The organism is Agromyces subbeticus DSM 16689 (genome assembly GCF_000421565.1).
GTDB lineage: Bacteria > Actinomycetota > Actinomycetes > Actinomycetales > Microbacteriaceae > Agromyces > Agromyces subbeticus.
This window is the reverse complement of record NZ_ATXG01000005.1, coordinates 133,952-156,806: the sequence shown is the minus strand read 5'-3', so window position 1 is coordinate 156,806 and position 22,855 is coordinate 133,952. Positions and strand designations below refer to the sequence as shown.

Here is a 22,855-nt window from a genome sequence, read left to right as displayed (position 1 = left end):
GGCATCCGACGCATCCGATGCATCCGATGCATCCGATCCGGACTCATCCGACCTCGACGAACGGACCGACATGGCTGAACTCGTGATGGCGGCGGCGACGCCGCACAACCCCCTGCTCTGGCGGGCGATGGTGGAGCCGATGCCCGATGACCTCGTCGGCGTCGCGGCGAACTTCCGTCGCATCGGTGACACGATCGTCGAACTCGGCGTCGACGTGATCATCGAGGTCGGCACCGACCACATCCGCCAGTTCTTCTCCGACAACGCGCCCGCGTTCGTCGTCGGCAAGGCCGAGCGCTATCACGGCACCTACGAGAACGAGGTGCGCACCTTCGGCATGGAGTACGTCGAGGTGGCCGGCCACCGCGAGCTCGCCGACCGCATCGCGGGCCGCGAGGTGCTGCCCGAGGCGATCGACTTCGCGGTGAGTCACGAGTGGCGGCTCGACCACGGCTTCATCATTCCGCTGCAGTACCTGACGCCGGCGCTCGACATCCCCGTCGTGCCGATCCACGCGAACTCCACCCTGCCGCCGTTGCCCAGCCCGCGCCGGTTCGCGGCACTCGGCGAGCACTTGCGCGACACGGTGGCGGCGTGGGAGTCCGACGCGCGGGTGGCGCTCATCACCTCGGGGCACATGGCCACCGACATCGGCGGCCCGCGGCAGTTCCTCGGGCAGGGCTCGCCCGACCCAGAGTTCGACGAGATGGCGGTCGGCTGGATGCGCGACGGCGATCTCGAGGCCGCGATCGAGGGATGCCGCTACGACCGCATCATGGCGGCGGGCAACGTGACCTATCAGTACGTGAACGTGATCACCGCGCTCGCCGCGATGGGCGGCCGCCCGGCCGAGCTCGCCGAGGCGACCGAGTCGCGCTTCGCGTCGAGCCCGTTCTTCATGTGGAGGGCCGGATGAGCAAGTACATGGTCGACAAGTTCATGCGGGCGGTCGAGATGAGCGACGCCGAGGTCGCGGCATACGTCGCCGACCCGGCGGCCTATGTCGACGTCTGGCTGGCTTCGGGGGCAGCGGCGTCGGCGCCGGATCGCCCGAGCGACGACCACGAGCTGACGGCGGCGGAGCGCGATGCCTTCGCCGCTCGCGACATCGGAGCGCTCTACGCCCTCGGTGCGCATCCGTACCTGCTCTGGCACTTCATCGAGGCCGTGCACTCGCACGAGTTCGCGGCCGGGTTCGGCTGGCGCGATCTCGTCGAGCGGTACCGGGCCGCCGTGCTGCCGCACGGCACGCCCGATTACATCGCCTGAGCTCGCGCCGCGCGCCGCGCCGCGTCAGCTCACGCTCAGCGCTGCAGTTGCCGGCCGAGGTCGATGGCGGCGCCGGCGAGTGCGGCCGAGGTGTCGAGGTCGTGCATCCAGAGCGGGGCGGATGCTGCGTGCAGCCCGACGCCCTCGAGCGCCTCGAGCGCCGGGGTATCCGCGTCGTCGACGAGCCAGGCGTCGAGCAGGCCGCCCCCGCTGCGGGCGCCGTAGTGGCGTCCGACGGCTTCCGCGGTCGTCGCGACGCCGATCGCGGTGAGGCACGCGTCGGCCATGCCGCGCACGACCTTGCCGCCGATGATCGGCGAGACGCCGACGACCGGGGCCGAGGTCTCGGCGAGTGCCTCGCGGATGCCGGGGATGGCGGTGATCGTGCCGATCGACACGACCGGGTTCGAGGGCGCGACGAGCACGACGTCGGCACCGACGATGGCCTCGACGACCCCGGGCGCCGGTCGGGCCGACTCGAGGTCGCGCTGGCGGAAGGCGAGTGCCGGCAAGGTGGCGCGATAGCGGGTCCACCACTCCTGGAAGTGCATCTCGCGCTCGCCGCCGAGCTCGTCTGGGTCGGCCACGCGCACGTGGGTGTCGACCTCGGCGTCGGTCGCGGGAATCAGCTGCACGCCGAGCGGCCAGCGCCGCTGCAGGCGATGCGCGACCTCGCTCGGCGTGAGTCCCCCGCGCAGCCAGGCCGTGCGCGCCAGGTGCGTGCCGAGGTCGAGATCGCCGAGCGTGAACCACGGCCATCCCACGCCCCACTCGCGGAGCTCGGCCGCGACGCGCTCGGTCTCGCCGGCCCGCCCCCAGCCGCGCTCGGTGTCGTTGACGCCCGCGAGCGAGTAGAGCAGCGAGTCGAAGTCGGGCATGAGGCGCACGCCCGCGAGCCAGAGGTCGTCGCCGGTGTTCACGACGACGGTGACGGATGCCTCGGTGCCGCCCTCGCCGTCGGGCCAGCGCCGCGCGCACTCCTCGCGCACGCCGCGCACGAAGCGCGAACCTCCGACTCCGCCCGCGAGCACCGTGATCTGCACTCTGCAACCCTACGGCCGCGCAGCACGAGCGGAGCGGGCGGGGCGAGGCGGAGGTCAGGCGGCGATCGAGGGGATCTCGTCGATCGAGCGGTAGACGGGGATGCCCCGGGCCTCGGCGATGCGCACGTCTTGGTCGGCCCCCTGCGAGGCGCCCTCGAGCCGCAGCACGGCGTCGCAGTGCTGCAGTAGGCGGTGGGCGGTCGCGTACATCACGTCGCCCTCGGGGCGCGGCTCATCGCCCGAGGTGCCCGCGCTCGCGGCATCCGGCGCTGCGACCGCTGCTTCCGCCGCCACGCGAAGAATGGGCAGCGCGACCCACTCGCCGATCATGGGCACGTGGCCGCGCTCGTAGATGGGCAGGGAGGCGGCTTCGAGTCGCTCGAGGTTGCGGGCGATGCGGGCGGGGTCGCCGTCGGTGCCGGATCGGTACGGGCCGGCGATGAGAATGAGCAGTGGTTTCGACATGCCGCCCACCATAACGTGCAAGAATGTAAATAACCAAGGAGGAACGTGCATGTTGACCGCACAGCGCCGTGAACTGTTGCTCGATCGGCTGCGCCGCGACGGGCGCATCGTGGCCGCCGAGATTGCGGGCGAGCTCGACATCTCCGAAGACACGATCCGCCGCGACCTGCGCGAGCTCGCCGCCACCGGACTCCTGCAGCGGGTCTACGGCGGCGCCCTCCCGGCCTCGCCGGCGATTGAACCGTACGACGCGCGCACGCGCATCGAGCCGGCGAGCAAGCACCGGGTCGCGGCCGCCGCAGCGCGGCTCATCGAGCCCGGCGCCACCGTGCTGCTCGACGGCGGCACCACGGCGCTCGCGCTCGTCGACGCACTGCCGCGCACGTTCCGCGCGACCGTCATCACGCACAGTCCGACGGTGGCCGTCGCCCTCGCCGAACACGAGCAGATCGAGCTGCAGCTCATCGGCGGCAAGATCTTCCGGCACTCGATGGTGGCGAGCGGCGCCCTCGCGATCGAGTCGCTGAGAGACGTGCGCGCCGACCTCTTCTTCCTCGGCGTCACTGGAGTGCAGGCCGAGGCGGCGCTCACCACGGGCGATGCCGAGGAGGCGGCGATGAAGCGAGCGCTCGCTGGCGCGGCTGCCGAGACCTACGTGCTCGCGAGCATCGAGAAGATCGGCGCGGCATCCCCCTACCGGGTGCTGCCGCTCGACGCGGTGACCGGAATCATCGCCGACGCCGATCCCGAGAGCGCGGCGATGCGTGAGCTCGCCCGCGCCGGGGCCCGGCTCGTCGACGCCCGCTGAGCTGCAGGGCCGAGACCGCCGTCAGTACCCGCCGGCGGCGAGGTGGTGCGCGGCGGTGGCGAGTGCATCCGCCATCTCGTCGGTACCGTCCCGCAGCATGCCGACCGTGACCCGAACGAAGTCGCCGTCAGCTCTGGCGCGGGCACCGTTCGCGGCGTCCGCGGCGTCGGATGCGGCCAGGAACGGCGTGCCAGCCGCGACCCGGATGCCGGCGGCCGCGAGCTGCACGAGCGCCGAGCGCTCGCTCAGCACCGGCATCCAGAGGTTGATGCCGTCGGCCGGCGCGACCTCGACGCCGCGCGAGCGAAGCGCGTCACCGAGGGCGCGCTGACGCGCGGCGTACTGACGCCGTGCCTCGGCAACCGCATCGATCGAGGCGCGCCCGGTGAGCAGGTCGAGCAGGATCGTCTGCACCATGCGCGAGGTCCAACCGGGCCCGAGCATGCGCCGAGCCACGACCCGCTCGACGAGATCTCGAGGGCCGCCGAGCGCCGCGATGCGCAGGTCGGGGCCGTGCGACTTCGAGAAGCCGCGCACGTGCACCACCCTGCCCGGCAGCGAGGTGCCGAGGGTGACGTCGCCCTCGGTCGAGATGAGGCCCGAGTGGTCGTCTTCGATGACGACGAGATCGTCGACGCCGTCGGCCGAGCGGATGACGCGGGCGAGCGCCGCGGCTCGCTCGGCGTTCATCGAGGCGCCGGTGGGGTTCTGCGCGCGCGGCTGCAGCAGCACGGCGACCGGGCGACGGTGCAGTGCCCGGGCGAGCGCCTCGGGCACCATGCCCTGCTCGTCGAGCCGCACAGGCACCGCCTCGGCGCCGAGCACGTCGAGCAGGTCGAGGAACGGCGGGAACCCGGGGCTCTCGACGACGACCCGGTCACCGAAACGCACGAGCTGCTCGAGCGTGCGCGTGATCGCGTCGAACGCGCCGTCGACGACCATGATGGTGTCGACCTCCGAGGGCCAGGAGTCGGCGAGCACCGTCGCGAGTGCCGGAATCACCGGCTCGGCCTGGTAGCTGCCCGTCTCGGCGTGCGGCGAGACGCGTGAGAGCGCCGGGCCGAGCGCGGGCAGCAAGAGCGGGTCGGGCGTGCCGCGCGAGAGATCGAGCCGTACGGGGTCGTTGGGGGCGGCCATGCCGCGCATGCGCGGGGCGAGCCAGCCCTGCGAGAGCGGCCGCACGAAGCTGCCGGCGCGGCCACGCGACTCGATGAGGCCGGCGCGCGAGAGCGCCTGCCACGCCTGGCTCACCGTGGCCGGGCTCACGCCGAGGGCGCCGGCGAGTTCGCGCACGGTCGGCAGGCGCGAGCCCGTGCCGAGTTCACCGGAGTTCACGAGTCGGGCGATGACCCCCGCGATGCCGCGAGGGCTCGCATCGGGGAACTCGGCGACCGCGAGAAGGGTGGCGGCGTCGAGTCGTGCACCGGGCGTGTGGCGAGCATTCACATGAATACCTGACACGACCATTGCCTCCTCACGCCGCAAGGGACAGGATAAGTAACCACAACGTCACAGTGTGAAACACAAGAGAAATGTTCACGCCGAAGAATAACAGAACGGCGACGGCAACGAAGCCGACCGACGTAGGAGGCACCATGACGATCGTCCGAGCGGCCATCACGCAGACGACCTGGACCGGCGACAAAGAGTCGATGCTCGACAAGCACGAGCAGTTCGCGCGGGATGCCGCGGCGCAGGGCTCGCAAGTCGTCTGCTTCCAAGAGCTCTTCTACGGCCCGTACTTCGGCATCACCCAAGACCAGAAGTACTACCGCTACGCCGAGCCGGCCGATGGGCCCATCGTGCAGCGCTTCGCCGACCTCGCGAAAGAGCTCGGCACGGTCATGGTGCTACCGATCTACGAAGAAGCGCAGACCGGTGTCTACTACAACTCCTCGGTGCTCGTCGATGCCGATGGCTCGATTCTCGGCACGTATCGGAAGCACCACCTGCCGCACCTCGACCGATTCTGGGAGAAGTTCTACTTCCGGCCCGGCAACCTCGGGTACCCGGTCTTCGACACCGCCGTCGGCCGGGTCGGCATGTACATCTGCTACGACCGGCACTTCCCAGAGGGCTGGCGCGAGCTCGGCCTGAACGACGCGCACATGGTCTTCAACCCCAATGCCACGAAGCCCGGACTCTCGAACCGCCTGTGGGAGGTCGAGGGCCCGGCCGCGGCGGTGGCGAACGGGTACTTCGTGCTGCAGCCGAACCGCGTCGGCCGCGAAGACAACGAGTACGGCGACCTCGCCGTCGACTTCTACGGCACGAGCCAGGTGATCGACCCGCGCGGCAACTTCGTCGGCGATCGCGGGTCGAGCGAGCACGAAGAGGTGCTCGTGCGCGACCTCGACCTCGACATGGTGCAGCAGATGCGCGACGACTGGCAGTTCTACCGCGACCGCCGCCCCGACTCGTACACCCAGATCGCGAAGCCGTAGCCCTTCGACAAGCTCAGGGAGCCAAGCACATGACCACCACCCTCATCACTGGCGGCACCGTCGTGAGCGCGACGGGCCGGGCCCCGGCCGACGTGCTCGTCGACGGCGAGACGATCCGGGCGGTGCTCGAGCCCGGCAGCACCATTCTGGGCACGGATGTCGCGGCATCCGTCGACCGGGTGATCGACGCAACCGGCAAGTACGTCATTCCCGGCGGCATCGACGCCCACACCCACATGGAGCTGCCCTTCGGCGGCACCGCCGCGATCGACACCTTCGAGACCGGCACCCGGGCGGCCGCATGGGGCGGCACGACCTCGATCGTCGACTTCGCGGTGCAGACCTACGGGCAGCGCATCGAAGACGGCCTCGCCGCGTGGCACGAGAAGGCCTCTGGCAACTGCGCCATCGATTACGCGTTCCACCAGATCGTCGGCGACGTCAACGAGGCATCCCTCGCCTCGCTCGCGAAGCTGCCCGATGAGGGCATCACGAGCTTCAAGCTCTTCATGGCCTACCCGGGCGTCTTCTACTCCGACGACGCACAGATCTTGAAAGCCATGCAGGTCTCGCGCGACACGGGCATGCTCACCATGATGCACGCCGAGAACGGCCCGGCGATCGACGTGCTCGCCGCACAGCTCGTCGAGCAGGGCAAGACCGATCCCTTCTATCACGGCGTCGCGCGCGCTTGGGAAATGGAGGAGGAGGCCACGCACCGGGCGATCATGCTCGCGAAGCTCACCGGCGCCCCGCTCTACGTCGTGCACGTGTCGGCCAAGCAGGCCGTCGAGCAGCTCGCGTGGGCGCGCGACAAGGGGCAGAACGTCTACGGCGAGACCTGCCCCCAGTACCTCTACCTCTCGCTCGAAGACCAGCTCGGCGCGAAGAGCGACGAGTGGGGTGCGTTCGAGGGCGCCAAGTGGGTGTGCTCCACGCCGCTGCGCAGCCGGGCCGAGGGGCATCAGGACTCGATGTGGCAGGCGTTGCGCACGAACGACCTGCAGATGGTGTCGACCGACCACTGCCCGTTCTGCATGAAAGACCAGAAGGAGCTCGGCCGAGGCGACTTCCGCAAGATCCCGAACGGCATCGGCTCGATCGAGCACCGCATGGACCTCATGTACCAGGGCGTCGTGACGGGCGAGATCACGCTCGAACGCTGGGTCGAGCTCACGTCGACGACACCGGCGCGCATGTTCGGGCTGTACGGGCAGAAGGGCGTCATCCAGCCGGGCGCCGACGCCGATCTCGTGGTCTACGACCCGAATGGACACACGTCGATCGGCGTCGGGCTCGACTCATCGGGCGCCCCTACGGGCCGATCGCACCACATGAACATGGACCACTCCGCGTGGGAGGGCTACGAGATCGACGGCCACGTCGACACGGTGCTCTCCCGGGGCAAGGTCATCGTTGACGGCGACGAGTACCTGGGCACCAAGGGCGACGGCCGCTTCCTCAAGCGCGGCCTCAGCCAGTACCTCATCTGACGCGGCAACCACAGAATCGAACGGAGCACGGATGGAATTCGGAGCGGTCCTGCAGACCAACCCACCGGCATCGCGAACCGTGCAGCTCGCGAAGCTCGCGGAGAACCACGGCTTCTCGCACGTGTGGACGTTCGACTCGCACATCCTCTGGCAGGAGCCGTACGTCATCTACAGCCAGATCCTCGCCGAGACCCGCAAGATCACGGTCGGTCCGTTCGTCACCAACCCGGCGACGCGCGACTGGACGGTGACGGCATCGGTCTTCGCGACGCTCAACGAGATGTACGGCAACCGCACGATCTGCGGCATCGGCCGCGGCGACTCGGCCGTGCGGGTCACCAACGGCAAGCCCACGACGATCGCCGAGCTGCGGGAGTCGATCCACGTGATCCGCGAGCTCGCGAACTCACGGCCGGTCGAGTACCACGGCTCGACGATCCAGTTCCCGTGGAGCCGCGGCTCCGAGCTCGAGGTGTGGGTCGCGGCCTACGGCCCGATGGCGCTCAAGGTCGCGGGCGAGGTGGGCGACGGCTTCATCCTGCAGCTCGCCGACCTCGACATCGCCAAGTGGATGATCACGACGGTGCGCAACGCGGCCGAGGCCGCCGGGCGCGACCCGATGTCGGTGAAGTTCTGTGTGGCAGCACCCATGTACATCGGCGACGACGTGGCGCACATGCGCGAGCAGTCGCGCTGGTTCGGCGGCATGGTGGGTAACCACGTCGCCGACATCGTCGCGAAGTACGGCTCGCACGGCACGGTGCCCGACGCGCTCACCGACTACATCGCGTCCCGCGAGGGCTACGACTACAACGAGCACGGCCGCGCGGGCAACACGCACACGAGCTTCGTGCCCGATGAGATCGTCGACCGGTTCTGCGTGCTCGGCACCGCCGAGCAGCACATCGAGAAGCTGCAGGCGCTCGCGGAGCTCGGCGTCGACCAGTTCGCCGGCTACCTCCAGCACGACAATAAAGAGGAGACGCTGCGGGTCTACGGCGAGACCGTGATCCCGGCGCTCAGCGAGCACGTCACGGCGAAGGCATGACCGACACCCGCCGGTCGAGTAGGCCCCCCGGGGCCGTATCGAGATCTCGTGAGGCAGCTCCGGAGGTCTCGATACGGCGCTCCGCGCCTACTCGACCGGCGAACAACTCCGCCCCTCGGCGAGAGCTCGCTCGCTGGGGCTGGGGCCTCGCCGGCATCCTCGTCGTCGCACTGCTCTGGGAGGGCTACAAGGCCATCGGCCCCGCCGACGGCGTCGTGCTCGGCGAGACCCGAGTGCTGCCGCGCACGACCGACCTCGCGATGCCGCACATCTGGGAGATGCTCGCCCGGCTCGGCGAGCCCGTCACGCGCGCCGACGACGCGCTGCCGCTTTGGGCCGTCGTCGCGCTCGCGGCACTCACGACGCTCGGCATCGCCGCGGCCGGATGGCTCGTTGGCGTCGTCGTCGGCATCGGCTTCGCGCTCATCATGCAGCGGTGGCGGCTCGCCGAGTGGGGACTGCTGCCGTGGATCGTGATCAGCCAGACGGTGCCGCTCATCGCCTTCGCACCGGTCGTGAAGAGCTGGGGATCGCGGGTCGAGATCGGCGCGTTCGAGTGGCAGGACTGGATGTCGGTCGCGCTCATCGCGAGCTATCTCGCGTTCTTCCCGATCGCGATCGGGGCGCTCAAGGGGCTGCAATCGCCCGATCGCATCCACGAGGAACTCATGCAGACGTATGCGGCCGGCTACTGGCAGACCCTCGTCAAGCTCCGGATGCCGGCGGCCGTGCCGTACCTGCTGCCCGCGCTGCGGCTCGGAGCGGCGAACGCCGTGATCGGTGCCGTGGTCGCCGAGGTGTCGACCGGGCTGCAGGGCGGCATCGGGCGCATCCTCATCCAGTTCGCGGGGCAGGCGTCCGGCGACCCGGCGAAGGCGTGGGGCCCGATCTTCGGCTCAATCGTGCTCGGCCTCGTGGCAGCCGGCTCGGTCGCCCTGCTCGGCGTGATGCTCAAGAACTACCGACGAACCGAGGAGAGCGCATGACGCAGGAGCAGGGCGTGCAGATGACGGCGGTCGAGATCAACGGCGTCGACAAGGTGTTCGAGACCCGCACGGGGCAGGTGCAGGCGCTCGACTCGATCGACCTGACCGTCGCCGCCGGGGAGTTCGTCTCGCTCATCGGTCCGAGCGGATGCGGCAAGTCGACCCTGATGCGGCTCGTCGCAGACCTCGACGAGCCCACGGGCGGCACGATCTCGGTCTTCGGCAAGACCCCGAGAACGGCGCGCCTCGACCAGGAGTACGGCATCGCGTTCCAGCAGGCCGGCCTGCTGCCGTGGCGAACGGTCGCGGGTAACGTGGCTCTGCCGCTCGAGCTGCACGGCGTAGCATCCGCTGCTCGAAGCGCTCGCGTCACCGAGCTGCTCGACATGGTGGGGCTCTCGGACTTCGCCGACCGCTACCCCGACCAGCTCTCGGGCGGCATGCAGCAACGCGTGGCGATCGCCCGCGCGCTCGCCGAGCAGCCGCGGCTGCTGCTCATGGACGAACCGTTCGGCGCGCTCGACGAGATGACGCGCGAGAAGATGCAGACCGAGCTCGTGCGCATCTCGGCCGAGACGGGCGCGGCCGTGGTCTTCGTCACGCACTCGATCCCCGAGGCGGTGTTCCTCTCCGACCGGGTGGTCGTGATGTCGCCGCGGCCCGGACGCATCCAGCAGATCGTGCCGATGCGACTCGGCGTCGACGCGCAGCGTGCGGCGCGCACCGAAGAACTCCGCGAGGAGCGCGGCTTCTTCGAGATGGTCACGGCCGTGCGCGAGGCGCTGCACGGCGGCTCGCCGATCGCCACGGGCGCGCGCGGAGTGGAGAACCGCTGATGTCGGCCGTCACCGCGGGTTCGGCGCAACGCGGCATGAGTCCGCGCACCGAGACGACGCTGCGCATCGTCGCGCCGATCGCCGTCGGGCTCATCGTGCTCGGCGTGTGGCAGTTCCTCGTGAGCGTCGTCGGCGTGAGCGACTACCTGCTGCCGAGCCCCGCCTCGATCGTCGAGGAGCTCGTGGCCTACTGGCCCTCGGTCGTGCAGGCGACGCTGCTCACCGGCACGAACGCGCTGCTCGGCCTCATCGTCGGCTCGGTGCTCGGCATCGCGCTCGCCGCGCTCGCCGCGAGGTGGCGCGGCATCGACCAGATGAGCGCGCCGGTCGTGGCCTCGCTCGCGGTCATCCCCATCGTGGCGCTCGCGCCGGTGCTGAACTCGATGTTCGGGGCCGACAGCCAGTTCGGGCGCCAGGCGATCGCCGCGCTCGCCTCGTTCGTGCCGGTCTTCATCAACACGCTGCGGGGCTTCCGCCAGACGACGCCCGTGCACCGCGACCTCATGAAGGCGTACGCCGCGAGCTCCGGCCAAGTGTTGCGCACGCTCACGCTGCCCACTGCCAGGCCGTTCATCCTCACCGGCATCCGCATCGCCTCGTCGCTCGCGGTGATCTCCGCACTCGTCGCCGAGTACTTCGGCGGCCCGCGCGGCGGCCTCGGCGGGCTCATCTCGACGTCGGCCGCCTCGAGCGCCTACGCGCGGGCCTGGGCCTACGTCGTGGCATCCATCGCCCTCGGCCTGCTCTTCTACCTCGCAACGCTCGGCCTCGAACGGCTGCTGCAGCGTCGCGCTCCCTCCACCACCGCACCGCACCGCACTACGAAAGGACCGACATGAACCACAGCAGACGTCGCTTCGCGACGATCGGCGGCGCGCTCGCCATCTCGGCGGCGCTCGTCCTCACGGCCTGCTCGGCATCGGGCGACGGGTCAGGCGGCGATGCCGCAGACGGCGGCGACGGGGGCGATCTCACCTCGGTGAAGCTCCAGCTCCAGTGGCTGCCGCAGGGCCAGTTCGCCGGCTACTTCGCCGCCGTCGACCAGGGCTTCTTCGAAGAGGAGGGGCTGGACGTCGAGATCATCCCCTCGGGCGGCGACATCGTGCCCCAAGACGCGCTCGCCAACGGCGACGTCGACTACGCGATCGCCTGGGTGCCGAAGGTGCTCGGCTCGATCGAGCAGGGCGCGAACCTCACGAACATCGCCCAGATCTTCCAGAAGTCGGGCACCCTGCAGGTCTCGTGGGCCGACTCGGGCATCGACTCGGTCGCCGACTTCGAGGGCAAGAAGATCGGCTCGTGGGGCTTCGGCAACGAGTGGGAGATCTTCGCGGCGATGGCCGCCGAGGGGCTCGACTCCTCGACGGTGCAGATCATCACGCAGGACTTCAACATGAACGCCTTCCTGCAGGGCGACATCGACGCGGCCCAGGCGATGACCTACAACGAGTACGCGCAGTTGCTCGAGACGCCGAACCCCGACACGGGCGAGCTCTACCAGGCCGAGGACTTCAACGTCATCTCGTATCAAGACACGGTCGGCGCCATGCTGCAGGACGCGATCTGGGCCGACACCGAGCGGCTCGAGAGCGACGAGGCGTACCAGGAGACGACGGTCGCGTTCCTCAAGGCCGTCATCAAGGGCTGGATCTATGCGGCCGAGAACCCCGAGCAGGCATCGGAGATCACGATCGCCGAGGGCTCCGGCTGGGGGCCGAGCCACGAGCTCTGGATGGTCAACGAGACCAACAAGCTCATCTGGCCCTCGCCTGACGGCATCGGCATGATCGACGAGGCCGCGTGGGACGCGACCGTCGCCGGAGCACTGTCGGCCGTCAACGAATCGGGTGCGAGCCCGATCACCGAAGAGCCGCCGGCGACGGCGTGGTCGAACGAGTGGATCACGCAGGCGCTCGACGAGCTGAAGGCCGACGGCGTCGACGTCACGGGCGAGAGCTTCAAGCCCATCGACGTCGAACTCGCCGAAGGCGGCAACTAGGCACCAGGCAACGGATGCCGCGTGGCCGGCGAGTCCCGGCCGGCCACGCGGCATCCACTCGACAGAAAGGCAGCGTCGCCATGACCGACACCACCCTCACCGACAGCCTCGACGAGCGGGCGCGCGAGCTCGATCGCGAGCACGTCTTCCACTCCTGGTCGGCGCAGGCCAATCCGTCGAGCCTCGTGATCGCGAGCGGGCGCGGGGCCCGGGTGTGGGATCACGCCGGCCGCGAGTACCTCGACTTCTCGAGCCAGCTCGTGAACGTCAACATCGGCCACCAGCACCCATCCGTCGTGCAGGCGATCCGCGAGCAGGCAGAGCTGCTCACGACGATCGCGCCGTCAACCGTGAACCTCGCCCGCGGCGAGGCGGCGAAGCGCATCGTTGCCCACGCGCCCTCAGGGTTCCGCCGGGTGTTCTTCACCAACGGCGGAGCCGACGCCAACGAGAACGCCATCCGGATGGCGCGGTTGCACACCGGGCGCGACAAGATCCTCTCGACCTACCGCTCGTACCACGGCAATACGGGCGCCGCGGTGGTCGCGACGGGCGACTGGCGGCGGGTGCCGAACGAGTTCGCCCGTGGCCACGTGCACTTCTTCGGCCCGTACCTCTACCGTTCGGAGTTCTGGGCCGAGACCCCCGAGCAAGAGGGCGAGCGCGCCCTGCAGCACCTGCGCCGCGTGATCGAGGCCGAGGGGCCGTCGTCGATCGCGGCCGTGCTGCTCGAAACGATCCCCGGCACCGCGGGCGTGCTCGTGCCGCCGCCGGGCTACCTTGCGGGGGTGCGTGAGCTGTGCGACCGGCACGGCATCCTGCTCATCCTCGACGAGGTGATGTGCGGGTTCGGCCGCACCGGCCGGTGGTTCGCGTTCGACGGCCACGACGTGCGGCCCGACCTCATCACCTTCGCGAAGGGCGTGAACTCGGGCTACGTGCCCGCGGGCGGCGTCATCATCGACGAGCCCATCGCGGCGACGTTCGACGATCGGGTCTTCCCGGGCGGACTCACCTATTCGGGGCATCCGCTCGCGATGGCCTCGATCGTCGCGACGCTCGACGCGATGGCGTCAGAAGCCATCGTCGACAACGCCCGCGACATCGGCGACACGGTCATCGCGCCGGCGCTCGCCGATCTCGCCGATCGCCATGAGGTGATCGGCGAGGTGCGCGGCGAGGGCGTGTTCTGGGCGATGGAACTCGTCGCCGACCGCGGCACGCGAGAACCGCTGCCCGCAGCGGCGATGGGCCGCATCAAGTCGGCCCTCATCGAACGGGGCGTGCTGCCGTTCGTGCAGGACAACCGCATCCATGTCGTGCCGCCCTGCGTGGTCACGGCCGACGAGGTCGCCGAAGCCGTGGCCGCGTACGACGAGGTGCTCGGCACCGCACTCGAAGGAGAGAACTGAAATGACCGAGTTCATCGAGCACTGGATCGACGGGGTATCCCTCGCCGGCGACCCGAGCCGCAGTGGGCCCGTCTACAACCCGGCCCTCGGCACCGAGCAGAAACGCGTGCACTTCGCCTCGACCGCGGATGTCGACACCGCCGTGCAGGCGGCCGCTCGGGCCTTCCCCGGCTGGCGCGACACCTCGATCGCGAAGCGCCAGCAGGTGATGTTCGCGTTCCGCGAGCTGCTCAACGCGCGCAGCGGAGAGCTCGCCGCCATTCTCACGAGTGAGCACGGCAAGGTGCTGTCGGATGCCGCGGGCGAGATCGCCCGCGGACTCGAGGTCGTCGAGTTCGCCTGCGCGATGCCGGGCTACACGAAGGGCGAGTACTCCGAGAACGTGTCGACCGGCATCGACGTCTACTCGACGAAGCAGCCCGTGGGCGTCGTCGGCATCATCAGCCCGTTCAACTTTCCGGCGATGGTGCCGCTGTGGTTCTTCCCGCTCGCGATCGCGACCGGCAACACGGTCGTGCTGAAGCCCTCCGAGAAGGATCCGTCGGCCGCGATCTGGCTCGCTCGGCTCATGCAGGAGGCCGGCCTGCCCGACGGCGTGCTGAACGTCGTGCACGGCGACAAGGTGGCCGTCGACGCGCTGCTCGAGCACCCCGTCGTGCGTTCGATCTCGTTCGTCGGATCGACGCCGATCGCGAAGTACATCTATGCGACCGCCACGGCCAACGGCAAGCGTGTGCAGGCGCTCGGCGGTGCGAAGAACCACATGCTCGTGCTACCCGACGCCGACCTCGACCTCGCGGCCGACGCCGCCGTCAACGCCGGCTTCGGTTCGGCGGGGGAGCGCTGCATGGCCGTCTCGGTCGTGCTCGCGGTCGACACGGTCGCCGACGAGCTCGTGACGAAGATCAGCGAGCGGATGTCGCGGCTCACCACCGGCGACGGCACCCGTGGCTGCGACATGGGGCCGCTCATCACCCGCGAGCACCGCGACAAGGTCGTCGGCTACCTGGATGTCGCGGCATCCGATGGTGCGACCGTCGTGGTCGACGGCCGCTCGGTCGAGATCGACGGGGACGCCGACGGGTTCTGGCTCGGCCCGACCCTCGTCGACAAAGTGCCGCTCGAGTCATCCGTCTATCGCGACGAGATCTTCGGGCCGGTGCTCTCGATCGTGCGGGTCGACGGCTATCAGGCGGGCCTCGATGTGATCAACGCCTCGCCCTACGGCAACGGCACGGCGATCTTCACGAACGACGGCGGGGCCGCGCGGCGCTTCCAACGCGAGGTGACCGTGGGCATGATCGGCATCAACGTGCCGATTCCGGTGCCGGTCGCGTACCACTCGTTCGGCGGTTGGAAGGACTCGCTCTTCGGCGACGCCAAGGCCTACGGTCCGCGCGGCTTCGACTTCTTCACGCAGGAGAAGGCGGTGACGTCGCGCTGGCTCGACCCGAGCCACGGCGGGCTGAACCTGGGGTTTCCGCAGCACGACTGAACGCCATCAGGAGAACGTTCGCTGATCAGGACGTGGCCGCCGGTTTCGTCCTGAACTGGCGTCGACCACCTGATTTCGTCGTCGCATGCAACGCGGCAAGATGAGCAGAGCGTGCACGGCCGCTGCGCGTTGCGCGGGCGTCGAACGGGCGAGCGTGGCGGGCCGGAGGCGTGCACGGCGAGATTGCGCGCAACGGCCTCGATGCCTCCGCGCTCAGTGGGGTTGATCATTCCCAGAATGTTGATGCAACGGCGCTCGCTGGCGCCGAATCTGACTCTTGACGACGTTTCATCGATGCGACATGCTCGGGCAAAACTGAAAGAACCTGCGCGCTTCGGCCAGATTCGATCAGTACAAGTCATTGTCGATGAGCATTCGTCAACCCGGAAGGAACGGCATGTCAGCCTCCCTTGGATCACTCCGTCGGAAAGTGGCGATGCTCGTCGCGGTCGGGCTCGCGGTGCCGTTGGCGCTGATTGCCGTGCCCGGCGCAGCGACCGCCGAGCCCGCGACCGTGATCGTCGACGATTCCACGACGAGCGGCACCAACCGGTTCGAGTTCGGCGCGGGCTGGAACGCGGGCACGGGGCTCGACCTCGCGAAGTGGAACGCCGGCACTGAACACTGGGCCAAGAGCGCTGATCGCTCGGCGTTCACCTTCACGTTCACCGGCGAGCAGGCTCGGCTCTTCGGCATCAAGGACGTGCCGCACGGCAAGTACGCGATCTCGGTCGACGACGGCACGGAGGTCGTCGTCGACGCCTACGCCCCCACCCGCTCGTTCAAACAGCTCCTCTTCGACACCGGCGCCCTGCCGACCGGAACCCACACCGTGAAGCTCCGGCTCACGGGCGAGAAGAACGCGGCGGCCTCCCGTGCCGACGGCCAGATCGACTTCGCCGAGGTCATCGCCCAGCGCGTGCCCGTCACCGGCGTCGAGATGGACGAATCGCCGATCGAGCTCGTCGAATCCGCGACGCGGCAGCTCGAGGCATCCGTCGTGCCGGCCGGAGCGACCGACGCCTCGCTGCGCTGGTCGTCGTCCGCCGAGTCGGTGGCGACCGTGAGCGCGACGGGCTACGTCACGGCGGTCGCCGCGGGAACCGCGACGATCACCGCCACCACGGTCGACGGCGGGTTCACGACCTCCCGTGACGTCACGGTGACGGCCGCTCCGACGACGCTGAGCGGCGCCGTCGGCGAGACGAACTTCCACTACACGACCACGAAGTACTTCGACGACTACCGCCGCAAGTACCTTAGCGACGTCATCGGCATGACGGGTACCGAATGGAGCGACACGGCGTGGCGGAACGACCGCGTCAGCGGGCAGTTCGTGCTCTGGACGGGCGCCGAGGCGAAGACCGGCGTGCGCGTCGAGAGCGCCACGCTCGTGGGGGCATCCGGCGTCGCACTCGATGCGAACGGTCTCGACGTGAACTTCGTGGACGCGGTCATGGCGGGCCGGGGCCGCCCGTCGCTCGGCAAGCCCCAGGAGCCGATCCCCGACGTGCTGTCGACCGTCGCGAGCGTCGACGTCGTCGCGCACACCGTGCAGCCGCTCTGGCTGATCGTCGACGTACCGGCGGATGCCGCAGCCGGCCAATACACGGGCGAAGTCGTCGTGGTCGACGACCAGGGCGAGCGCATCACGTTCGACCTCGGACTCGAGGTGCTCGACCTCGAGCTCCCGGCTGCGGGCGACTGGGACCAGTTCATCGACCTCTGGCAGAACCCCTACGCCGTGGCTCGCGTCTCCGGCATCCCGGCGAACCAGCTCTGGACGCGCGCGCACTTCGACGCGATGCTGCCGCACTACCAGCGCCTGCGCGACGCCGGTCAGGACGTCATCACGGCGACGGTCGTCAACGACCCCTGGGCCTCGCAGACCTACGACCCGTACGGGTCGATGGTGAAGTGGACCAAGAAGACCGACGGCACGTGGGCATTCGACTTCACCGTGTTCGACCAGTGGGTGACGTTCATGATGGACGAGGTCGGAATCGACGGCCAGATCGACGCGTACTCGATGGTGAACTGGGCCAGCAAGGTGCAGTACCTCGACGCCGCGACCGGGCAGAAGATCACGGCGAGCGTGCCGGTCGGCTCGGCGATCTGGACCGAGATGTGGAGCGCCTTCCTCGAGGCGTTCGGGCCGCACCTGCAGGAGAAGGGTTGGTTCGACCGCACCTACATGGCGATGGACGAACGTGCGCTCGGCGACCTCATGTACGCGGTCGACCTCATCGATGCCCACGCCCCGGGCCTCAAGGTCGGCGCCGCGATGAACTACAACAGCCTCACCGACCCGCGGCTCGACCGCATCGACAAGATCTCGGTCTCGTCGGATCACGTGCTCGTCGGCGACGAGGTCTTCGAGGCGACGATGAAGCACCGCCGCGAACTCGGCCTCATCACGAGCATCTACTACTGCGTCGGCATCTACCCGAACACGTTCATCCGCTCGAACCTCGCCGAGGCCGCGTGGACCCAGTGGAAGACCGTCGCGACCGACTCCGACGGCTACCTGCGCTGGGCGTACGACAGCTTCGTCGCCGATCCGTTCGCGACCACCGACTTCAAGACCTGGGAATCGGGCGACACCGCGCAGGTGTACCCCGGCAACGTCTCGTCGGTGCGCTGGGAGCGCATGAACGAGGGCATCCGGGATGCCGAGAAGGTGCGCCGGCTGAGCGAGCAGTCGCCCGAGGCGGCCGCCGAGCTGAAGACGGCGCTGCTGGCGATGGGCAACCCCGGGGTGAAGAAGGACCCGTTCGGCGGCGTCATCGACCCGGGCGACGTCGACATCCCGGCCGAGGTGGATCGACTCGAGGCCGCACTCGAGCAGGTCACGCGGGAGTTCCTCGAGGCGCGGAACCCGCTCGAGCTGACGGCGACCGCGCAGGCGCGCTGCATCGGCTCGAAGGCCGTGCTCGCCGTCACGGCCAGGAACGACGAGGCCGTACCGATGTCGATCACGTTCACGTCGACGTTCGGCAGCAAGTCGTTCGCGACCGTCGCGGCCGGCAAGAACGCGACCCACGTGTTCACGACCCGCTCGGCGAGCATTCCCGAGGGGACCGTCACGATCGACGCGGTCGCGACGATCGACGGGTCGGAGACCTCGTCGACCAGCACCGCGACGTTCGCGGCGAAGTCCTGCTCGAACTGAGCGCACGCGACGTTCCCGGCGACCCCGGCATTCCCGGTGAACCCGGGATCCCCAGCATCTCGAAGGAGAGAACATGAGCATCAGAGGTCGTTCGAACACCGGGGGCCGCGCCGTGGCCGCCCTGCTGCTGGGCGCGGGCGTGATCGTCTCGACGCTCGTGCCGGTCGCGGCTCATGCCGCCGACAATCCGGCCCCGCGCATCATCCCCGAGTTGCAGACCTGGACCGGCGGCACCGGCGCCTTCACGCTCGACGGTTCGAGCCGCATCGTCGCCGACCCCGAACTCGCGGAGGTCGCGACGCAGTTCGCCGCCGACCTCGAGGCGACCACCGGCATCGCCGTGGAGGTGGCCGAGGTCGCCGAGGGTGCTCCGGCCGCGGGCGACCTCGTGCTCGACTACGACGAGTCGCTCGCGCACGAGGCCGGCGGAGAGCTGTTCCGCACCGAGGGCTACCGCCTGACGATCACCGCCGACGGCGTCGAGATCGCCGCCCCGAACACGGATGGCGCGTTCTACGGCACCCGCACCGTGCTGCAGGCCCTGCTGCAGTCGCCGGGGCGCGCCGAACTGCCGATCGGTCAGAGCATCGACTGGCCGAACCACGAGGTGCGCGGGTTCATGCTCGACGTCGGGCGACGCTTCTTCACGCCCGAGTTCGTTCGCGACTACATCACGATGATGAGCTGGTACAAGCTCAACGAGTTCCAGATCCACTTGAACGACAACGAGATCCAGCGACCGGCCGGCGGCTGGGTCGACGCGTACGACGGGTTCCGGCTGAAGTCCGACAACCCGGTCTTCGCAGGACTCGCTTCCGAAGACGGCGCCTACGACCGGGCCGACTGGCAGAGCTTCGAGGATGCCGCTGCGGCCCACGCCGTCACGATCATCCCCGAGATCGACGCGCCCGCGCACTCGCGCTCGTTCATCAGGTGGAAGCCCGAGATCGGGTTCGACGGCGGCGACTCCGACCACCTCGACCTCTCGAAGCCCGAGTCGACCGAGACGATCAAGGCCGTCTTCGACGAGTTCACGCCGTGGTTCGAGGGGCCCGACGTGCACATGGGCACCGACGAGTACCCGCGTGACGGCAAGGACGACTACCGCACCTTCTTCAACACCATGGCCGAGCACATCAGGGGCCTCGGCAAGCAGCCGCGCGCGTGGGGCAGCATGACCGTGATGCACGGCTCCGCCGCCGGCTACGACCGCGACGTGACGATCAACGCGTGGAACAACGGCTGGTACGGCATGGCCTCGGCGCTCTCCGACGGCTACGAGTTCATCAACACGAACGACGGCGATCTCTACGTCGTGCCGTTCGCGAACTACTATCACGGCAACGGGCTGAACAACTCGTCGCTCTACAACTCCTGGCTGCCGAACAAGCTCGGCAGCGCCGAGGTCGTGCCGGCCGGCACACCGAAGGGAGCGATGTTCGCCGTCTGGAACGACCTGGTGCATCGCGAGTACACCGAGCTCGACGTGCACGGTCTCATGCGCGACTCGTTCCCGGTGATCGCCCAGAAGACCTGGAAGTCGACGACGCCGACGCTGAGCTACGGCGACTTCACCTCGCTGCAGCGCCGCATCGGTGCGGCCCCCGGACTCACGACGATCGACCAGGGCAACGGCGCAGCCGCCGCAGGCGAGCGTTCCCTCGGCGCCGTCGTGACCGCCTCGTCGAGCACCGAGGGCACCTCGCCGTCGGCGCTCACAGATGGGCGTTCGCTCACCCGCTGGTCGACGTCCGAGCCAACCGCCGACGTGGTCATCGACGTCGGCGCGTCGGCGCCGACCGGTCGACTCGAGATCGACTGGGCCGGGGCCACGCCGGCGAGCTACGACGTGCACGTCTCGACCGACGGGCGGTTCTGGCAGCACGCCGCCGACGACGTCGACGGTGCGACCGGCACCTTCGACCTCGCCGGCCTGCCGGCGCGATACGTCGCCGTCCGCGACATCCGCGCCGGCGACGGAGACATCGCCGCCTGGCGCATGTCGGTCTTCAGCCCGGCGCCGCTCACGACCGGCGCGACGGCCATGGCCTCGGGCGTCGAGGCCGCCTCGTTCCCGGCGAGCCTCGCCATCGACGGCAACGATGCCACCCGCTGGTCCGCCGACTACAGCGCTCAGCCTTGGATCGCGGTCGACCTCGGGTCGGCGCAACGCTTCGGCGAACTCTCGCTGAAGTGGGAGGGCGCCTCGGCGAAGGACTACACCGTCGAGGCGTCGAACGACGGGCAGACCTGGAGCCCGGTGGCCACTCGCACCGGCATGGCCGCCGGCGCACGAACCGACGCGCTCACCTTCGACCCGGTCACCGCGAGGCACCTGCGCGTCACGATCACCGCGAAGAACCTGAGCCCGTACCTCAGCCTGTTCGAACTGTCGATCCCGTCGTCGGCCGGGCCTGAGGCGGCGATCACGGCGCAGATATCGCCCGCGGAGCCCGACGGACCCGACGGCTCGTACGCGACGCCGCCGACTGTGACGGTCGTGGCGAGCGGTAGTGCCGGCGCGGCCTCGGGCATCGAGTACCGGGTGAACGACGGCGACTGGGCGGATGCCTCCGGGCCGATCGTGCTCGACGGCCAGGGCGAACTGCGCGTCGACTACCGCGCGACGGTCGGCGGCATCCCGGTCTCGGGACACGGCGTCGTCGCTGTCGCGGCGGCGCCCGAGCTGAACGTCGAGGCCTCGGTGACGAGCCGGTGCATCGGCGGCAAGGCGTCGCTCTCGGTGCGGGCGCTGAACGGCGAATCGCTGCCGCTCGACATCGCGATCACGACCGACTACGGCACGAAGTCGTTCACCGCCGTGGATGCGGGGAAGAGCGCGTTCCACGCCTTCTCGACGCGACTGGCTGCGCTGCCGGCCGGCGAGGTCGACGTGGCGGCGACGGCGCAGGTCGACGGACACGCGGTGTCGTTCACCACGGCTGTGCCCTACGATGCCCGGTCATGCGGCTGACGACGGCGTAGCGGATGTCGCGGCGGTGATCACGCTCCCCGGGCCTCGAGCTCGGGGAGCGCGTCACGCAGCAGCTCGAGCGCGGCGCGCACCGTCTGGTGCACGACGACCGACGGGTCGTCGGCGCTGAACGAGAAATGCGCATCACGGATGTCGCCGCGCACCGCGACCGCGGCGTACACGCTTCCGGCGGGCTCATCGCCCTCGGGCTCGGGGCCGCCGACACCCGTGACCGACACGGCGGCCTCGGCGTCGAGCAGGCGGGCGACTCCCGTGGCGAGTTCGCGCGCGCACTCCCGCGAGGTGATGGAGGCGGCCGTGACGCCGAGCACGTCGCGCTTGACCGACTCGGCGTAGGCCACGACGCCGCCCGTGAACCACTCCGAGGCGTCCGGTGCCGCGCCGAGGGCGTTGGCGATCGCCCCGCTCGTCAGCGACTCCGCTGTCGCGACGCGAATGCCGGCAGCCTGTGCGCGCTCGGCGATCTCGCTCGCGATCGCGGCGAACTCGTCAGCGGGATCCTGCATCTGCGGCCTCCTTCGAGGCGGCGGCCCTCGCTCCGAACGCGGCGATCGCGGCCTGCGCCTGCGGGCTTTCGAACGCCGCACCGATCGTGCGGGCCTCGTCGTCGAGCGCCTCGGCGAAGGGGCGCTCGAGGCCCGAGCGCACGAGCCGCTTCGCTTGCCCGAACGCGCCGGTCGCTCCGAGCAGCCACGACTCGGCGATCTGCCGCGCGCGAGCCGCGAGCGCCTCCGCCGCGACCACCTCGGTCACGAGTCCCCACTCGAGTGCCTCGGCGGCCGACAGGGTGCGTGACGTGAGGGTCAGTTCGAGCGCGCGTCGCGTGCCGATCGCCTCGGGCAGCAGCGTGCTGACGCCGCAGTCGGGCGTCAGCGCGACATCCGCATATCTGCTTGCGAAGGTCGCCCGCTCTGAGGCGACGATGAGGTCGGCGACGAGCATGAAGCCGAGACCGCCGCCCGCAACCGGGCCCTGCACCGCCGCGACGATCGGCTTCGCGCTCTCGCGCAGCGTGCGGTGCCCGTCGTGGATGCGGTCGGCGAGGCCCGTGATGACCGCGCCGGCATCGGCTTCGCCCGCGGCGAGCTGCGACATCGCGATGACGTCGCCGCCCGCGCAGAAGGCCCGGCCGTTCGCGTCGAAGAGCACAGCGCCGATGTCGTCGCGCTCGGCGATCTCGTGCGCGAGCGACTGCCAGCGGGCGATCGCATCGGGATCGACGGCGTTCAGCCGGGCCGGTCGGTTGAGCGTCACCCGGGCGAGCCCGTCGGTCACCTCGAACAGGATCGCGTCATCGCTCATGAACGTGGAGTCTACTTCGCCGTCGCGGATCGAGGCTCCGACGACCCTTTGCGGCATGGAGGACGAGCCGCCGAAGCACTCCAGGGCG

General features: G+C 69.7%; 19 protein-coding genes. 14 read left to right on the top strand and 5 right to left on the bottom strand.

Annotated elements, in window-relative coordinates:
* Positions 1 to 70: 70 nt before the first annotated feature.
* Both H521_RS22625 and H521_RS0109720 read left to right on the top strand, forming a co-directional pair.
* Positions 71 to 916, top strand: a complete 846-nt coding sequence (locus H521_RS22625; RefSeq protein WP_022892831.1) for a DODA-type extradiol aromatic ring-opening family dioxygenase — start codon at positions 71 to 73, stop codon at positions 914 to 916.
* A complete protein-coding gene (locus H521_RS0109720; RefSeq protein ID WP_156891357.1) occupies positions 913 to 1,269 on the top strand; it encodes a hypothetical protein in 357 nt (118 codons plus the stop codon). The genes H521_RS22625 and H521_RS0109720 overlap by 4 nt, the downstream gene beginning before the upstream one ends.
* Positions 1,270 to 1,304: 35 nt before the next feature.
* Here the strand turns inward: H521_RS0109720 and cofD are convergent, their stop codons facing one another.
* A complete protein-coding gene (gene cofD, locus H521_RS0109715; protein ID WP_022892829.1) occupies positions 1,305 to 2,312 on the bottom strand; it encodes a 2-phospho-L-lactate transferase in 1,008 nt (335 codons plus the stop codon).
* 54 nt (positions 2,313 to 2,366) lie between these two features.
* Positions 2,367 to 2,777 carry a hypothetical protein gene (locus tag H521_RS0109710; RefSeq protein ID WP_040424392.1) on the bottom strand — a complete coding sequence of 137 codons (411 nt, stop codon included), beginning with the start codon at positions 2,775 to 2,777 and terminating at the stop codon, positions 2,367 to 2,369.
* Between the two features lie 49 nt (positions 2,778 to 2,826).
* On the opposite strand from H521_RS0109710, the gene H521_RS0109705 reads away from it, so the two are divergent.
* A complete protein-coding gene (locus H521_RS0109705; RefSeq protein WP_022892827.1) occupies positions 2,827 to 3,585 on the top strand; it encodes a DeoR/GlpR family DNA-binding transcription regulator in 759 nt (252 codons plus the stop codon).
* A 21-nt stretch (positions 3,586 to 3,606) separates the two neighbouring features.
* Here the strand turns inward: H521_RS0109705 and H521_RS0109700 are convergent, their stop codons facing one another.
* Complete coding sequence (locus H521_RS0109700; protein WP_245560965.1) at positions 3,607 to 5,046, bottom strand: aminotransferase-like domain-containing protein; 1,440 nt, start codon at positions 5,044 to 5,046, stop codon at positions 3,607 to 3,609.
* A 134-nt stretch (positions 5,047 to 5,180) separates the two neighbouring features.
* Here H521_RS0109700 and H521_RS0109690 point away from each other — a divergent pair, with 134 nt between their 5' ends.
* The 11 genes from H521_RS0109690 (at position 5,181) to H521_RS25015 (ending at position 21,444) form a co-directional block, all read left to right on the top strand.
* A complete protein-coding gene (locus tag H521_RS0109690) occupies positions 5,181 to 6,029 on the top strand; it encodes a nitrilase-related carbon-nitrogen hydrolase (RefSeq protein ID WP_022892824.1) in 849 nt (282 codons plus the stop codon).
* Positions 6,030 to 6,058: 29 nt separating this feature from the next.
* A complete protein-coding gene (gene hydA, locus H521_RS0109685) occupies positions 6,059 to 7,522 on the top strand; it encodes a dihydropyrimidinase (protein WP_022892823.1) in 1,464 nt (487 codons plus the stop codon).
* Between the two features lie 31 nt (positions 7,523 to 7,553).
* Positions 7,554 to 8,570, top strand: coding sequence for a TIGR03842 family LLM class F420-dependent oxidoreductase (locus H521_RS0109680; protein ID WP_022892822.1), 1,017 nt, complete (start codon positions 7,554 to 7,556; stop codon positions 8,568 to 8,570).
* The gene (locus tag H521_RS22620; protein WP_022892821.1) at positions 8,567 to 9,556 is read left to right on the top strand and encodes an ABC transporter permease; all 990 of its coding nucleotides are present in this window, start codon (positions 8,567 to 8,569) and stop codon (positions 9,554 to 9,556) included. The genes H521_RS0109680 and H521_RS22620 overlap by 4 nt, the downstream gene beginning before the upstream one ends.
* Entirely contained in the window at positions 9,553 to 10,392 is an 840-nt protein-coding gene (locus H521_RS22615) for an ABC transporter ATP-binding protein (RefSeq protein ID WP_022892820.1), read from the top strand. The genes H521_RS22620 and H521_RS22615 overlap by 4 nt, the downstream gene beginning before the upstream one ends.
* Complete coding sequence (locus tag H521_RS22610; RefSeq protein ID WP_022892819.1) at positions 10,392 to 11,231, top strand: ABC transporter permease; 840 nt, start codon at positions 10,392 to 10,394, stop codon at positions 11,229 to 11,231. The genes H521_RS22615 and H521_RS22610 overlap by 1 nt, the downstream gene beginning before the upstream one ends.
* Positions 11,228 to 12,391: an ABC transporter substrate-binding protein gene (locus tag H521_RS0109660; protein ID WP_022892818.1), complete on the top strand. Its 1,164-nt coding sequence runs from the start codon at positions 11,228 to 11,230 to the stop codon at positions 12,389 to 12,391. The genes H521_RS22610 and H521_RS0109660 overlap by 4 nt, the downstream gene beginning before the upstream one ends.
* An 80-nt stretch (positions 12,392 to 12,471) precedes the next feature.
* Positions 12,472 to 13,803 carry an aspartate aminotransferase family protein gene (locus H521_RS0109655; protein WP_022892817.1) on the top strand — a complete coding sequence of 444 codons (1,332 nt, stop codon included), beginning with the start codon at positions 12,472 to 12,474 and terminating at the stop codon, positions 13,801 to 13,803.
* Between the two features lies 1 nt (position 13,804).
* Positions 13,805 to 15,298 (top strand): CoA-acylating methylmalonate-semialdehyde dehydrogenase, encoded by a 1,494-nt coding sequence (locus tag H521_RS0109650; protein ID WP_022892816.1) that lies wholly within the window; start codon positions 13,805 to 13,807, stop codon positions 15,296 to 15,298.
* 397 nt (positions 15,299 to 15,695) lie between these two features.
* Positions 15,696 to 18,470 (top strand): glycoside hydrolase domain-containing protein, encoded by a 2,775-nt coding sequence (locus tag H521_RS25020; RefSeq protein WP_169513979.1) that lies wholly within the window; start codon positions 15,696 to 15,698, stop codon positions 18,468 to 18,470.
* A gap of 73 nt (positions 18,471 to 18,543) precedes the next feature.
* Entirely contained in the window at positions 18,544 to 21,444 is a 2,901-nt protein-coding gene (locus H521_RS25015) for a discoidin domain-containing protein (protein ID WP_022892814.1), read from the top strand.
* A 29-nt stretch (positions 21,445 to 21,473) separates the two neighbouring features.
* Here the strand turns inward: H521_RS25015 and H521_RS0109630 are convergent, their stop codons facing one another.
* On the bottom strand, positions 21,474 to 21,971 hold the full coding sequence (locus tag H521_RS0109630; protein WP_022892813.1) for a CinA family protein: 498 nt from the start codon (positions 21,969 to 21,971) through the stop codon (positions 21,474 to 21,476).
* Entirely contained in the window at positions 21,955 to 22,767 is an 813-nt protein-coding gene (locus tag H521_RS0109625) for an enoyl-CoA hydratase/isomerase family protein (RefSeq protein ID WP_022892812.1), read from the bottom strand. Before H521_RS0109625 ends, H521_RS0109630 begins: the two co-directional genes overlap by 17 nt.
* Positions 22,768 to 22,855 lie beyond the last annotated feature (88 nt).